Genomic DNA, 14,608 nt, shown 5'->3' on the forward strand with positions numbered 1-14,608 from the left:
ATCATGAAAAAAAACGTACCTGCTTTAGCGCTTTCCATGCTCCTTGCACTCGGAGGTTTCCGGGCATCAGCACAGACAGATGCAGAACTCAAAAGAATGTCTGCCTCTCAGGCTGGCGCTTCGCCCCTGTTCTTTGATCCGGCAACTGAAAAGATTCCGGCTATCGATCCGGGTAATTTTTCCGATGCACGCGAAACCGTTGTCCGTGGAGGCCTGCCGAATTTCTTTGCGAAGATCAAAGCCGGCAAACCCGTTACTGTCGGGCTTATCGGAGGAAGCATTACGCAGGGGATGTATTGTTATCGCACGCAGGCTACTCAATACATACAGAAGCGTTTGCCAGATGTGAAATTCAACTGGCTGAATGCCGGCGTTTCCGGAACGGGCACCGATCTCGCCTCCTGCCGTATTGGCGAACAGATCCTGAAACATAATCCTGATCTCGTTTTCATCGAGTTTGCTGTGAATGGAGGATTTCAGCCGGGCATGGAAGGAATGATTCGTCAGATCATCCGCAACAATCCTTCTACAGATATCTGCCTGATCTATACTGTGCTCAATCCGCAGGCAAAAAAATACATGGAACAAACCATTCCGGAGCCGATCCAAAGTCTTGAAAAGATGGCTGCTTACTACGACCTGCCTGGCATTCATATGGGTATCGAAGCCGCCACTCTGGAAGCAAACAATAAGCTGATCTGGAAAGGTGATACTGCTGCTATCAAAGACAAGATTGTTTTTTCTGCGGATGGCATTCACCCGCTTCGCGAAGGTGGAAACCTGTATGCAAACGCCATTGCCAGAGGATTTGACAAGCTGATGGAAAAAACAGTAGCTGCACAAAAGCAGCATGTTCTTCCTACAGCCATCATTGCTTCCAACTGGGAAGATGCGAAGATGCTCGACCCGTTGGAGTCCGCACAATTCAGCAAAGGATGGACCCGCATAGACACAAAAGAAAATGCAAAACTCAGACAGTTCAACAGCTGGTTTCCCTACGTGATGAAATGCGAAAAACCAGGTGCCGGTTTCACTTTCCGGTTCAAAGGTTCCATGTTCGGATTCTTCGATATTGGCGGACCGGAAATGGGTCAGGTTACGGTAACCATCGATGGAAAAGTGGTGAAGATGAAAGAAGCTTCCGGTAAAGGTTTCCGTCTCCTCAATATCGATAGCACGGGCAATGAACTGGTGAATCGCTTCAACAACTTCTGCAATAACCGCTATCGCGGACAATATGAGTTCATCGAAACTACAGATGGTGAACACATGGTGACCATCACACTGTCAGGAGAAAAAGCAGACAAGGCAAAAATACTCGGAGAAAAACAACTGCAGGACATAACCGAACACCCTGAAAAGTACGACAGAACCGTAATGTATCTCGGAAAGATCCTGCTCAGAGGGGAACTGATCAAAAAAGAAAAGTAGACTAACAATGATGAAGCGAATAGCCATTGCAATATTGCTGACAAGCGCTCTCACCGCGCATGCGCAGGTGTACAAAGACAAAAACGCAGCTGTTGAAGCGCGTGTGAACGACCTGCTTTCCCGCATGACGCTGGAAGAAAAGATCGACTACATAGGAGGATACAAAGGATTTTACATCAGAGGAATCGAACGGCTGGGACTTCCGGAGATCAAACTCACCGACGGTCCTGTGGGAACGCACAAAGATGGAAAATCAACCGCCTATCCTGCCAGCATTCTGTCGGCTGCAACATGGGATACGGCTCTGGTGTACCAGTTAGGCAAACAATTGGGAAGAGATTCCAAAGCAAGAGGTGTGCACGTATTGCTCGCACCGGGCGTGAATATTCTCCGTGCTCCGATGGGTGGCAGAAACTTTGAATACTTCAGTGAAGATCCTTACCTCAACTCGCGTGTCGCAGTTGCGTACGTGAAAGGACTGCAGGACGAAAAAGTGGTTGCCACTGTAAAACATTATGCTGCCAACAATCAGGAATGGGACAGACATAACACCAGCAGCGATATAGACGAACGCACCTTACACGAGATCTATCTTCCCGTGTACAAAGCCACCGTGCAGGAAGCAAAAGCGGGCAGCATCATGACCAGCTACAACCCTGTTAACGGCGTACATGCTTCACAAAATGACGTACTCAACAATAAGATTCTGAAACAAAAATGGGGCTTCGACGGCTTCGTGATGAGCGACTGGAGCTCCACCTACGATGGCGTTGCTGCTGCAAACGGAGGGCTCGATCTCGAAATGCCCCGCGCCAGGTCCATGACCAAAGAGATATTGATCCCTGCCATTCAGAAAGGATTGGTAAAAGAATCAACCATCGATGATAAAGTGAAACGGATGCTTCGCATCATCTTCCGTTTCGGATTCTTCGACAACAAACAACTGGATACCAGCATACCCATGGATAATCCGGATGCCGCAAAAGTGGCGCTGGAACTGGCACGCAGCGGAATGGTATTGCTGAAGAACAAAGGCAGCCTGCTTCCTTTAGACGCTTCCAAAACAAAAACGCTGGCTGTTATTGGTCCGAATGCCAATGCCTATATTTCCGGAGGTGGAAGTTCTTATACTTTCCCTTTCCATTCTGTTTCTACATTGCAGGGAATCAACAATGTGGTGCCGCAGGTAAAAACTGTTTATGCTCCAGGTCTTCCTACCCTTCCCGATCTGGTATCGCAATCGGTTTTTTACACAGAGAAAGGAAGTTCTGTAAAAGGATTGAAAGCTGAGTATTTCAGCAATATCAAACTGGAAGGCGCTCCGGCGAAAACCGTGATCGATACCACCATCAGCATCAACAATGGATGGCATATTGCGGCGGAGAATCAGGGCATTCCCTTCGATCATTGCTCTATGCGCTGGACCGGTGTTGTGCGTCCATCAAAGTCTGCGGGATATCGTTTCACTGTTCGCGGGTTCGATGGCTTCAGGCTCTACGTAGATACGGCGCTCGTGATAAACGAATGGCGCGATCAGGGCATCACCACCCGCGAAGCGGTAGTACAGTTCGAAGCCGGAAAAGAATATACCGTAAGGCTGGAATACTTTGCCAACGTGCATCCTGTAGACATCAGCTTCGCATGGCGCGAAGACAAAATTTTATTCGACGAAGCTGTGACTGCTGCTGCTACATCCGATGCGGCCATCGTGTGCATCGGTTTCAACGAAAGCAGCGAGCGCGAAAGCAACGACAGAACATTTGCATTGCCACAGTATCAGGATAGCCTGGTACAAAGCATCGTGGCTGCCAATCCCAATACCATCGTATTGCTCAATGCTGGCGGTAACGCAGACATGAGCCGCTGGATAAATAAAGTGCCTGCATTGCTGCATATCTGGTATGCAGGCCAGGAAGGAGGAACTGCAATAGCTGAAGCATTGTTCGGAAAACTGAACCCTTCCGGAAAACTGCCGGTGAGTTTTGAAAAACAATGGGCGGATAATCCTGCTTACAATTACTACTACGATTCTGCCAACAGCAAACGCGTGACATACAAAGAAGGACTGTTCATGGGGTATCGCCACTACGATCGGAGTACGGTGAAACCCTTATTCCCATTCGGTTTTGGACTGAGCTACACCAGTTTCAGCTACAGCGGTCTTACACTGAAAAATGTTGCTGCAAAAGAACCCAAAGTAATAGTGCAGTTCAAATTAACCAATACCGGAAAAACAGCCGGAGCGGAAGTAGCGCAGGTGTACGTACGCGAAGTGAATGCCAAAGAAAAACGGCCCTACAAAGAATTGAAAGGATTTGCCAAAGTGTTCCTCCAACCGGGAGAAACAAAAACAGTGAAGGTTTCGCTGGACAAGTCTGCATTCGAATACTATCGTGTTGCGAAACACGATTTCGCACATGATGCAGGCGAGTTCGAAATAATGGTAGCGTCATCGGCGGAGTCCATCAAACTGAGCAAGAAGATCACAATCAAATAGAAATTCATCATTACGAAAGAATAAACTGAAAAAACAATCCTATGATATTTAGTGAAGGAGGAGAAAAACGTGCGCTCACCCTGAAAACTGTTGAGACGGATCTCGTGATCGTTGGCGGCGGTGTATCCGGCGCATGTGCGGCCATCACAGCGGCCAGAAAAGGCGTGAAAGTAGTTTTGATTCAGGACAGGCCGGTGCTCGGCGGCAATGCCAGCTCTGAAGTGAGATTATGGATGCTGGGCGCTACTTCGCATATGGGCAACAACAATCGTTGGGCAAGAGAAGGCGGTGTAGTGGATGAACTGATGGTGGAAAATATGTACCGCAACAAAGAGGGCAATCCACTCATCTTCGATACGGTATTGCTCGATAAAGTACGTTCCGAATCGAATATCACGCTGCTGCTGAATACTGCAGTGTATGATGTAGAGAAGTCAACCGCTGATGAGATCAGCGCTGTGAAAGCCTTTTGCAGTCAGAATTCCACGGAGTATCTGGTGAAAGCACCACTGTTCTGTGATGCATCCGGAGACGGTATTGTTGGTTTTCTTGCAGGTGCTGCATTCCGAATGGGTGCAGAAAGCAAGGAAGAATTCGGAGAGTTATTCGCGCCATCAAAAGAATATGGAGAGTTGTTGGGGCATAGCCTTTATTTCTACAGCAAGGATACCGGAAGGCCGGTGAAATTTGTTGCTCCCTCCTATGTTTTGCAGGATATCACCACTATTCCGCGTTTTAAGAATTTCAATACGCGCGAGTATGGCTGCAAGCTCTGGTGGCTCGAATATGGTGGCCGTCTCGATACAGTGCACGATACAGAAACCATCAAATGGGAACTCTGGAAAGTTGCCTACGGTGCATGGAATTACATCAAGAATTCCGGCAATTTTCCTGAAGCAGAAAATCTCACATTGGAATGGGTAGGCACTATTCCCGGTAAAAGAGAAAGTCGCCGGTTCGAAGGAGAATATATGCTGAAGCAACAGGATGTTGTAGAACAGAGAACGCACGAAGATGCGGTGGCATTCGGCGGATGGAGCATCGATCTTCATCCTGCGGATGGCGTGTTCAGTGAAAAGCCGGGTTGCAACCAGTGGCATAGCAAGGGCATCTATCAGATTCCCTATCGTACCATGTACAGCCGCAATATCAAAAATCTTTTTCTTGCTGGAAGGATCATCAGCGCAAGCCATGTTGCATTCGGATCATCGCGCGTAATGGCCACTGCAGCGCATGCTGCGCAGGCTGTTGCGATGGCAGCAGTGCTTTGCCTTCAGAAGAAAATTCAACCTGCCGATTTGTATCATAAAGGTTTTGTTGCTGAATTGCAGACTGCCTTGCTGCAATCGGGGCATCATATTCCCGGCATTGTTCTGAACGATCAGCAGGATCTGGTGAAGCAAGCTTCGATTACTGCCAGCAGCGAACTGGTGCTTACGGAACTGCCCGAAAGCAATCTGCTGAAATCGCTTGAAACAGCTGTGGCGCAGATGGTGCCGCTTCGCGAAGGCAAGGTGGAAGATTTCATTTTCCATGCACAATCCGATAAAGAAACAACGCTTGAAGTTGAACTCCGTATCAGCAGCAAGCAATCGAACCATACTCCCGACTTAACTATTTCGAAACAAACTGTGCAGATCAATCCGGGCAGAAACTGCATCAGGATTGCGTTTGACGCACTGATGCCACATGATGCCTATGCATTCGTTACCTTCCTGAAAAATGCGGATGTGCAATTGCATTTCTCTCCGCAACGCATTTCCGGGGTATTGTCGGTATTCAACAGCATCAACAAAGCTGTATCGAATTATGGCAAACAAACGCCTCCGGATGATCTCGGTGTAGATGCGTTTGAATTCTGGTGTCCCAAAAGAAGACCGGATGGAGAGAACATCGCATTCAAATATCCTGCAGGTATTGCTGCTTTCGGCGCGGCCAATATTGCCAATGGCATCGACAGGCCGGTATTTGCACCCAATGCATGGGTGGCATCTTTTGAAGATAAACAACCTGCGTTGACTATCGCATGGAATGCACCACAGACGATTTCTGCGATCGATATATTGTTCGATACGGATTATGATCATCCGATGGAATCTGTGCTGATGGGGCATCCTGAAGATGTAATGCCTTTCTGTATCCGCCACTATTCAATCAAAGATGAGAAAGGAAATCTGCTGTTTGAAAAGATTGGCAATTACCAGACGCTGAACAGCATCCGGTTCGAAAAACCAGTTACGGCAAGCAGTCTCGTTATTGAAGTGGAACATCCATCTGCGGATGTACCTGCAGCAATATTTTCTGTAAGATGTTATCAGTAAGTCACAACAGGTATAATTTAGCAATATGAATTCAGCTATCGATGCTAGTGTAATTGCGGTGTTCTCGGTATTTATCATGCTGGTGGGGTTCTCCTTCTCGCGCACGGGACGTAACCTGAAATCGTTCTTCGCAGGCGGTGAAGCAGTGCCCTGGAGCATTGGAGGATTATCACTCTTCATGAGTTTTTTCTCTGCCGGCACTTTTGTGGCATGGGGTTCGATCGCCTATCAGCATGGATGGGTGGCCATCACCATTCAATGGACCATGTGTATCGGTGGATTGATCACCGGCCTATACCTCGCTCCAAAATGGAAGGCAACCGGCAATCTCACTGCTGCTGAATTCATCAAAGAAAGATTGGGTGTGAAGGTGCAGAAATCCTTCATCTACATATTCATGCTGGTATCGTTATTCATCAAGGGTTCAGTATTGTACTCAGTGGCCAAGCTGGTAGGTTCTTCGCTGAACCTGCCGCTTGTGCCGGTTACTGTTGTGCTGGGTATTCTGATGATTGCCTACACGGCCGTTGGTGGTTTGTGGGCAGTGATGGTAACGGATATTCTTCAGTTTGTAATTCTCACTGCTGCTGTGCTGCTGATCATTCCACTTGTGTTTAAAGAAGCAGGTGGGCTCAGCCAGTTTCTGGCAGCCAAACCCGAAGGTTTCTTCGAGCCGGTTAATGGAGATTACACCTGGGGATTTATCGCGGCTTTCGCCATCTACCATATTTTCTATATCGGTGGCAACTGGACTTTCGTTCAGCGATACACAAGCGTTGATACGCCGAAATCCGCATCCAAAGTAGCTTTCCTGTTTGCAGCATTGTATGTGATCAGTCCGATCTTATGGATGCTGCCACCGATGGTGTACAAAACCATCAACCCATCGCTGGTGGGACTGGATACAGAAAATGCATATCTGATGGTTTGCAAACAGGTATTGCCGGCCGGCCTGATGGGACTGATTCTTACAGGCATGTACTTCTCTACTTCGGCATCTGCCAACACTGCCTTGAATGTGGTGTCGGCAGTATTCACCAATGATATTTACAAAGGCAGCATCAACCCTGCTGCATCGGATAAGAAACTGATGCAGGTAGCACGTACATCGAGCTGGCTCTTCGGATTCGGCATGATTGCCATTGCATTGATTGTGCCCTATATCGGCGGCATCGTTGAATTTACATTGAGCATCGGAGCCATCACCGGCGGCCCATTGCTGGCCCCTCCTATCTGGGCGCTGTTTTCGAAACGGCTTACGGGTAAGGCAACTATCGTTATTACCGTGGTGAGCCTTGCCGTGAACCTGCTGTTCAAAATGATCCTTCCCTTTACCCTGCACTTCAAATTGTCGCGCGGAAGCGAAATGCTGCTGGGTGTTGCCTTACCGGCCATTCTGCTGGTGATCTATGAATTGTACGCAGCTTCGAAAGGGTCGATTAGTATGGAGTATATCGATATGCAGCAACGCAGAGCGAAAAGAAAACAGGAAGGGATTACAGTAAGCGAAGAAGAAAAACAACAAATTAAAAGGCAGAATAAATTCGGACTGAAGATCATAGCTTTCTCACTCGCCTTTACATCGGTGCTGCTGTTTGTGTTGAGTGCAATCACCGATAAAGGATCTTCGATGGTAGTGTTGATCGCTTCGATCATATTGGTGTTGGCTTTGATTCCATTTAGAAGCGCCGCAAAGATCAAATGCTGATCTGACAAGTGTTTCTGTGTTTTGCTCCTGAACAGTCCGTAGCCAAAAGCGGGCTGTTTTTTTATGCGTATGCAATTCCCGGCTCCTGTTTAGCCTATTTCTTCCCGGTTTCTGCAGATCGTCAACAAACGACTGCGGTTCATCAAAGGCTTTTTATGAATCCCCCGCCCTGCTTCATTTTTGTGCCCACAAAACAAATATGATCAATGAAACAGAAGGTTGGAAGACCGGAGAAACTGATTCCGGCAATTTTGATGATGGGAATGTTCTTGTTCAATGCGTTTCAATCGGAGGCGCAGTTAGGGCCGAATACCCTGCAGGGGCCGGGCATTGCTATCAACGCAGACTATATGCCTGCATCACGTTATATCAGACCAGAGGATAGTGTGAAAACCAGATCCACCACAACAATCAAACGATTGTCGATGGGTGCAGCTTTCAATCTTGCTACCGTCAAAGACACCAGCACCGGGAAATTCAGGCAATGGACCCTTGGACTTCGTGGCAGCTATATGGATCTCCGCAATGAGAAATACGAAAATGTGATCATGCCGGAAAAATTGCTGGGTGCAGATCTGGCATTGATGCACGTGCGCAGTCTCCGCAACAAATGGTCGATCATGATGATGGCCTCCGTGGGCCTGTACACCGATCTCGAAGAGATCGACAATAAAGACATCTTCATAAATGGCGGTGTGTTGTTTGTGAAACAGGTGAATCCCCGCTTCAGTTACGGATTTGGGGCCGTACTCACCAACTCATTCGGAACACCGATGGTGCTGCCGGGACTGCTCGCAAGCTGGAACAGCGGCAAAAAATTACGCGTAAATATCAGTTTCCCCGAACAATTCAAAGTGAGCTACAATCTGAACGATTTTATTGAAACAGCCATCGCCGTGCGCATGAATGGCGGCGCATACGATGTGGAGAAACGTAAAGACAACCGGCGACTGATGGGCTACAAAGAACTGACTGCAGGATGGGAAAACAGTTTCCACGTATCCAAAAGATTCAGCATAAATGTTGCTGCCGGCGGCGCCCTGCTCCGCAGCGTAGACTTCCGCAGGAAAAGCCTTTCCGAGATGTTCAAGACACAACCCGAACACAGGCTTGCCACAGGATTGTTTGCCAGCGCAGGTTTGCGCATGCATTTCAATCAATAGGGCAATGAATGATGATATTTGCTGATATTTGTAATATTCTTTATTTCAAACAGATGAGGTTAGTTCGGTTTACAAGGTGGCGGATTTTGATGACGATTTTCTGGGCGCTGCTGTCCTACGGTATCTTCTATCAGATAGTTACGCAGATGAATCTTACCGTGATGAATGCCTTCAGATACATTGTGGTAGTGATTTCATTCATGATCGTCTGCACGCATTTTATGAGTGACTATCTCCTGCCCAGGTATATGCGAAAAAGAAAACTCTGGGTGTTTATTCTGATTGCATTTGTGATAAGTGCGTTGATGGCTGTAGTGTTTGCTTACATCGATCTGTATTTTGCTCCGCAGGATACCACTTTCTTCCAGAAATGGTCGAACATGATGCTCAGCTCGGTACTCATCACCACCAATGTATGCGGACTCCGGTTTTACAGAGAACATGCCGAAATGGAGAAGAAACACCGGGAACTGCAGACTGCGCACCTCGAAGCAGAACTGAAACTGCTGCGCGATCAGGTGAACCCGCACTTTCTTTTCAATGTGATCAACAGCATCAATGTACTGATGCGGAAAGATGTGAACCAGGCCTCTTCCGTTTTGCTGAAGTTCTCAGATATGCTGCGGCATCATCTGTACGACAGCTCCAAAGAATATATTTCGCTGAAAGAAGAAATCAATTATCTGCAAAACTATGTGAATGTAGAAATGATCAGGTGGGGCAATGATGTGCAGGTTGAGTGCAACTGGATAGAACCACCTGATTATATTCTCATAGCGCCTTTCATATTGTCGCCCTTTGTAGAAAACGCTTTCAAGCATGTATCGCAGGAGCATCCCGGTGGCAACTATGTAAAGATCAATATGACGCTGTCGCATACCGAACTCTGGTTCAGCGTCGAAAATACCTGCGATCCGCAGTCGGCTTTCGTCCATACAGGCCCCAAGGCCGGTGGCATTGGACTGGAGAATGTGCAAAAAAGACTGGGCCTGCTCTACGACGGAAAGTACCGTCTGGAAACAGGCCGAAAGGAAAAAATTTTTCTGGTAAACTTATACATATCATTGCAGGTTCAGGAATATGGATAAAATGAAATGTATCATAGTAGATGATGAAGCGCTCGCGCGCGAAGGCATAGAGCAGTATGCCCGTGAGATCGGTTTTCTCGAAGTGGTGGGCGGCTACAAAAATGCCATGGCAGCGCAGGCTGCTTTGCAGGAGAACAATGTAGACCTGATGTTCCTCGACATCAATATGCCGAGGATGACGGGGCTCTCCTTTCTCGAAACGCTGAGCAAGCCTCCGATCACCATCATCACTACCGCCTATCCGGATTATGCATTGGAAGGTTTCCGGCTTCATGTGCTCGATTACCTGCTGAAGCCGATTTCGCTGGAGCGTTTTGCAAAATCAGTGAACAAAGCGTACGATTATTATCGGTTGCTCCAAAAATCTGCGGAGCCAGTACAGCAGCCGCTCGATTACATTTTTCTGAAACACAGCAATCTCTATGAGAAAGTGATGCTGGCCGAGATTGTGTATGTGGAAGCCATGCAGAATTATGTGGTGATACATACTGTGTCGAAGAAAATCATAGTACATCTCACATTCAAGGCAGTAACGGAAAGCCTGCCTGCAACGGAATTCTTCCGTGTTCATAAATCATTCCTCATCAATATTGCGCATATCAAAGCCATCGAGGGCAATACGGTGCATCTGCATCACAAGCAGATACCTGTCAGCCGCAGTCAGCGCGAAGAACTGATGCAACAGGTGGTAAACAGGGCATTACTGTCGAAGGATAATAAAAAGTAGTTGCCTGCGATTGTGAGCAAAATGCTTAGAACATGCTTAATAAAAAATCCTGACCAGCGCATTATTGCTGCCGGTCAGGATTTTTTCGTTTGAATTATTTCTCTTTACCGATCACGTAGATCTTTTCCTTTCCTTCATAAGTGATCTTAATGCGGATGGATTCGATCTCATGCAGGTGCACATGCGGGAAATTCCCTTTTCCGAGATCGAGGTTGAGCATTTTGCATCGCGGGAAGGCGGCGTCTTTCATCAGATCCACCGGCTCGTCGGCAGTAAGAATACCATGTTCTCCTTTGAGGTTGGTACCTGTTACCTGCATTTGCTGGATGGTGATGGAGAGGATCTTATCATCTCCAAGATTCACAATCTGCAGCTTTGCGGCAGAAGTCTGAGCATTGTAAGGGCTGAGATGGCAAAAGAATTCTTTGTCCAGCTGATAGCGGGTAGCATTCTTGTTTTTGCTGAAAGCCTGGGCTTTGCCACGGCATTCGGTAATGCAGCTGGAGTCGATTACGGTGAGTGCTTTCACGCTGGTTTGCGCTGTTGCGGCTATGCTGAAGAGCAACAGGCATAATACACTGAGGGTTTTCATGGGTTTCACGGATTGGGTTAATGCGCGAAAAATAGAGAAAAGGTTTTTTTCGTGCAATGGGAAAACTACCGTGAAAAGAATCAGAGAAATACGATCAGGCGTTTATTGTGTGCTTTGAACTGCCTCTTCCAGTGATGAAAGGAACAGGATCTGTTTTGCTTTATTGGTCTCGAAAATAAAATCACGGAGACTCTTTGATGCATACTTTGAAAAATCTCCCAGAACGATCAGCTTCATCCGGTAGTTGGTGAATTTCTGCAGAATCTCTCCCGCCAGTTTTGTTTTGAGATCAAAGAATGCCGGTGTGATATTTTTTTCGTGAAGAATAATGCCGTCGAAACCCTGATAATACAGGTCGCCCATCAGATTGAGGCCATCATCCACATTTTTGATAAGTATAGTGTCTGCAATTACCTCTCCGTATTTTAAATGCTGTATCTGATGCGTTAGAATTTGGGTATCGTTCATAACGCACTCAAGATACCAAAATATTTACTGTACCCGTTTCTTGATACCATTGAGATAACTTTCCGTATGATCTGTATCCATTTCCACCCATAACGGCAGGTGATCGCTCATCTGATAAGTACGGAAATCTCCAAAGTTTTTGCTGGTGATCGGTTTATCCTTGTAATGTTTTTTGATGCGGGCTTCATAATCATCCAGTTTATCGAATACAGTTTCGTAGAAATCGAAAATGCCTGAGTTTTTGAATGTAATATCACGGAAACGGTTGTAGTAGAGAATCTGATCATAAATCTTTTCTCCTTTAACATAGCCGGGTTTTCGTTTTTTCTTAACCAGTGGTATTGGCAGGAAGCCGTAACTTGCATCGGAATGAATGTTTTATGCAAATAGCTCCACATCCCGCTCTCGCACATATTGTGAAGCACTATCTGGTGCTGGATGGATCATTTGCGCAAACCCGCATCTACAGGCTCTTTGCAGATGGCAATACAGGGCTTGTTTTCAATCTTTCCTCTTCGCTTTTTTCCACGGCATCAGGCAATGCAGGTAATGAGCTCTGCTGGTTGTACGGACAGGTAGGGAGCTGGCACGATCTGCAACTGAACGGGCAAATCAACTGGCTGATCGCAGTGCTGCAGCCCTACGGTGCGCATCACTTGTGGAACCTGCCCGCTTCAGAATTGAAAGATCAATTTGTTCCGGCGGAACTGGTGCTGGGCAAATCCGCAGGTATAATTGCAGAGACATTGCTTCAGCAGAAAACGGTGCAGCAAAGAATCGATTTGCTCGATCAATTCTTCCTGCGGCAATCCGGCAATCAGTTCCAGCCTGATCAATTGGTGAAGGAAGCGATCCATCAGATCAGTTTATCCGAAGGAACCATCTCCGTTCATACATTGCAACAGCAATTAAAAGTGAATGAACGTACACTGGAACGCAGATTCAAAAACCAGACGGGTATCAGTCCTAAACACTATTCCGGCATTGTGCGCGTTAATGCAAGCGCCAAAAAACTTCAGCGAAAACAAAGAGCAGGAAATCTCACCCAACTCGCTTACGAGTCTAATTACTGCGATCAGGCGCATTTTATCCGCGACTTCAAAAAGTTTACAGGTATTACACCACAACAGTACCAGCAGTCGGCAGAGGCGCTGGCATTGAACTTCTTCCGTATTTAGCAGGTGTCGGTTTTTTACAATGCTGGGTTTTGGTGTGGGTGTAACTTGCATCCATAAATCAGCAATATGGAACCAATCAGAATAGCCACAGCGCAATTCGAAAACCGAAGCAACGATAAACAGTACAATCTGCAAAAGATCCGCACACTTGCCACTGAAGCAAAACAACAGGGAGCACAGGTGATCGCTTTTCATGAATGCTCTGTAACCGGTTACACTTTTGCGCGGCATTTAAGCAAGGAAGCGCTCACGGATGTTGCAGAATCCATTCCTGACGGTGAGAGTGTGCAACAGCTCATTGCCATTGCAAAGGAAATCGGCATTGTAATTCTTGCCGGACTATTTGAAAAAACAGCCGATGATCATCTCTATAAAGCCTATGTATGTGTTGATGGAAATGGATTGGTGGCGAAGTACAGAAAACTTCATCCATTCATCAACCCATATCTAACACCGGGTGATGAATATGTGGTATTCGATCTGCTGGGTTGGAAGTGCGGTATACTCATTTGCTACGACAACAATATAATCGAGAATGTGCGTGCCACTGCCCTGCTCGGTGCAGATATCATCTTTATGCCGCATGTTACCATGTGTACGCCATCACCCAGGCCTGGCGCGGGTTTCGTTGATGCAGAATTATGGAAAGATAAGGTCAGGAATGCCACACTGCTTCGTGCTGAATTCGACGGATTGAAAGGCCGCAGCTGGCTGATGAAATGGCTTCCAGCACGTGCCTACGACAATGCCATTTATGCAATATTCTCCAACCCCATCGGTATGGACGACGATCAGCTGAAGAACGGCTGCTCCATGATACTCGATCCCTTCGGAGATATCATCGCAGAATGCCGCACGCTCGGAGATGAAATTGCCATCGCTACCCTCACTGCAGAAAAACTGCAATTAGCGGGTGGACACAGATACCGGAATGCAAGAAGACCTGAATTGTACGGCAACATCATTGCGGCTCCGCATCAGTCTGTTCAGAAAGTAGCCTGGCTGAAAGAGAGTAAATGATAGTGCCGGAATGATACACTACTGCCGAACCCATATCAGCAATGGCCATGCAAACAATAAGGCGCCTAAAAAGAAGATCACAGTAAGCAAATGAATAACGCGGTTGTTGACGCGGAGAAAAACAAATTGCTCGATGGTGCGGCCCAGCCAGAAAATGGAGATGCCTCCTGTGAGTACCCTGCCTGGAGCGTTTGCCATCAGTGCTTCTCCAAAATATAAATAGAGGAATGCCAGCAGCAGAAAGATATAGATCAGTCTGCAATTGAGTATTTGCATTATTCCCCGGTTGTAGAACTGCAATTTGGTCAGGTCTTTCTTCCAGCCAAACAGTTTCCAGAAACCCATATGAAAAATGGCAAATGCCAGCGAATACAGTCCGCAAAAGAATAAAATCATTTTCATCAGAACCGGGTTT

At 46.9% G+C, this 14,608-nt stretch carries 12 protein-coding genes; 9 read left to right on the forward strand and 3 right to left on the reverse strand.

Features of this window, described 5'->3' with window-relative positions:
- Positions 1 to 3: 3 nt before the first annotated feature.
- The 7 genes from HHL16_RS10165 (at position 4) to HHL16_RS10195 (ending at position 10,935) form a co-directional block, all read left to right on the forward strand.
- Positions 4 to 1,431, forward strand: coding sequence for an SGNH/GDSL hydrolase family protein (locus tag HHL16_RS10165; RefSeq protein WP_169425101.1), 1,428 nt, complete (start codon positions 4 to 6; stop codon positions 1,429 to 1,431).
- 7 nt (positions 1,432 to 1,438) lie between these two features.
- Positions 1,439 to 3,928, forward strand: a complete 2,490-nt coding sequence (locus tag HHL16_RS10170; protein ID WP_206022365.1) for a glycoside hydrolase family 3 C-terminal domain-containing protein — start codon at positions 1,439 to 1,441, stop codon at positions 3,926 to 3,928.
- 41 nt (positions 3,929 to 3,969) lie between these two features.
- Entirely contained in the window at positions 3,970 to 6,249 is a 2,280-nt protein-coding gene (locus HHL16_RS10175; protein WP_169425102.1) for an FAD-dependent oxidoreductase, read from the forward strand.
- Positions 6,250 to 6,274: 25 nt separating this feature from the next.
- The gene (locus tag HHL16_RS10180) at positions 6,275 to 7,957 is read left to right on the forward strand and encodes a sodium:solute symporter family protein (protein ID WP_169425103.1); all 1,683 of its coding nucleotides are present in this window, start codon (positions 6,275 to 6,277) and stop codon (positions 7,955 to 7,957) included.
- 206 nt (positions 7,958 to 8,163) lie between these two features.
- Complete coding sequence (locus tag HHL16_RS10185; protein ID WP_169425104.1) at positions 8,164 to 9,120, forward strand: DUF6268 family outer membrane beta-barrel protein; 957 nt, start codon at positions 8,164 to 8,166, stop codon at positions 9,118 to 9,120.
- Positions 9,121 to 9,209: 89 nt separating this feature from the next.
- Positions 9,210 to 10,208 (forward strand): histidine kinase, encoded by a 999-nt coding sequence (locus HHL16_RS10190; protein WP_169425105.1) that lies wholly within the window; start codon positions 9,210 to 9,212, stop codon positions 10,206 to 10,208.
- 1 nt (position 10,209) lies between these two features.
- Positions 10,210 to 10,935, forward strand: a complete 726-nt coding sequence (locus tag HHL16_RS10195) for a LytTR family DNA-binding domain-containing protein (protein WP_169425106.1) — start codon at positions 10,210 to 10,212, stop codon at positions 10,933 to 10,935.
- Between the two features lie 94 nt (positions 10,936 to 11,029).
- On the opposite strand, the gene HHL16_RS10200 is transcribed toward HHL16_RS10195, so the two are convergent.
- Together HHL16_RS10200 and HHL16_RS10205 are read right to left on the reverse strand one after the other, a co-directional pair.
- On the reverse strand, positions 11,030 to 11,527 hold the full coding sequence (locus HHL16_RS10200; RefSeq protein ID WP_169425107.1) for a hypothetical protein: 498 nt from the start codon (positions 11,525 to 11,527) through the stop codon (positions 11,030 to 11,032).
- A gap of 102 nt (positions 11,528 to 11,629) precedes the next feature.
- On the reverse strand, positions 11,630 to 11,995 hold the full coding sequence (locus HHL16_RS10205; RefSeq protein ID WP_169425108.1) for a DUF4180 domain-containing protein: 366 nt from the start codon (positions 11,993 to 11,995) through the stop codon (positions 11,630 to 11,632).
- Positions 11,996 to 12,375: 380 nt separating this feature from the next.
- On the opposite strand from HHL16_RS10205, the gene HHL16_RS10210 reads away from it, so the two are divergent.
- Positions 12,376 to 13,173, forward strand: a complete 798-nt coding sequence (locus HHL16_RS10210) for a helix-turn-helix domain-containing protein (protein ID WP_169425109.1) — start codon at positions 12,376 to 12,378, stop codon at positions 13,171 to 13,173.
- A gap of 66 nt (positions 13,174 to 13,239) precedes the next feature.
- Positions 13,240 to 14,193, forward strand: coding sequence for a nitrilase family protein (locus HHL16_RS10215; RefSeq protein ID WP_169425110.1), 954 nt, complete (start codon positions 13,240 to 13,242; stop codon positions 14,191 to 14,193).
- An 18-nt stretch (positions 14,194 to 14,211) separates the two neighbouring features.
- Here HHL16_RS10215 and HHL16_RS10220 read toward each other — a convergent pair whose 3' ends face one another.
- The gene (locus HHL16_RS10220; RefSeq protein ID WP_169425111.1) at positions 14,212 to 14,595 is read right to left on the reverse strand and encodes a hypothetical protein; all 384 of its coding nucleotides are present in this window, start codon (positions 14,593 to 14,595) and stop codon (positions 14,212 to 14,214) included.
- Positions 14,596 to 14,608 lie beyond the last annotated feature (13 nt).

The sequence above is a fragment of the Pseudoflavitalea sp. G-6-1-2 genome (assembly GCF_012927185.1).
Taxonomy (GTDB): Bacteria; Bacteroidota; Bacteroidia; order Chitinophagales; family Chitinophagaceae; genus Pseudobacter.

Excerpts from the sequence above, each read along its gene's own strand:
- HHL16_RS10205 (WP_169425108.1), bottom strand. The coding sequence starts at position 11,995 with ATGAACGATACCCAAATTCTAACGCATCAGATACAGCATTTAAAATAC.
- HHL16_RS10175 (WP_169425102.1), top strand. The coding sequence starts at position 3,970 with ATGATATTTAGTGAAGGAGGAGAAAAACGTGCGCTCACCCTGAAAACT.
- HHL16_RS10170 (WP_206022365.1), top strand. The coding sequence starts at position 1,439 with ATGATGAAGCGAATAGCCATTGCAATATTGCTGACAAGCGCTCTCACC.
- HHL16_RS10165 (WP_169425101.1), top strand. The coding sequence starts at position 4 with ATGAAAAAAAACGTACCTGCTTTAGCGCTTTCCATGCTCCTTGCACTC.
- HHL16_RS10210 (WP_169425109.1), top strand. The coding sequence starts at position 12,376 with ATGCAAATAGCTCCACATCCCGCTCTCGCACATATTGTGAAGCACTAT.
- HHL16_RS10220 (WP_169425111.1), bottom strand. The coding sequence starts at position 14,595 with ATGAAAATGATTTTATTCTTTTGCGGACTGTATTCGCTGGCATTTGCC.
- HHL16_RS10200 (WP_169425107.1), bottom strand. The coding sequence starts at position 11,527 with ATGAAAACCCTCAGTGTATTATGCCTGTTGCTCTTCAGCATAGCCGCA.
- HHL16_RS10180 (WP_169425103.1), top strand. The coding sequence starts at position 6,275 with ATGAATTCAGCTATCGATGCTAGTGTAATTGCGGTGTTCTCGGTATTT.
- HHL16_RS10190 (WP_169425105.1), top strand. The coding sequence starts at position 9,210 with ATGACGATTTTCTGGGCGCTGCTGTCCTACGGTATCTTCTATCAGATA.
- HHL16_RS10195 (WP_169425106.1), top strand. The coding sequence starts at position 10,210 with ATGAAATGTATCATAGTAGATGATGAAGCGCTCGCGCGCGAAGGCATA.
- HHL16_RS10185 (WP_169425104.1), top strand. The coding sequence starts at position 8,164 with ATGAAACAGAAGGTTGGAAGACCGGAGAAACTGATTCCGGCAATTTTG.
- HHL16_RS10215 (WP_169425110.1), top strand. The coding sequence starts at position 13,240 with ATGGAACCAATCAGAATAGCCACAGCGCAATTCGAAAACCGAAGCAAC.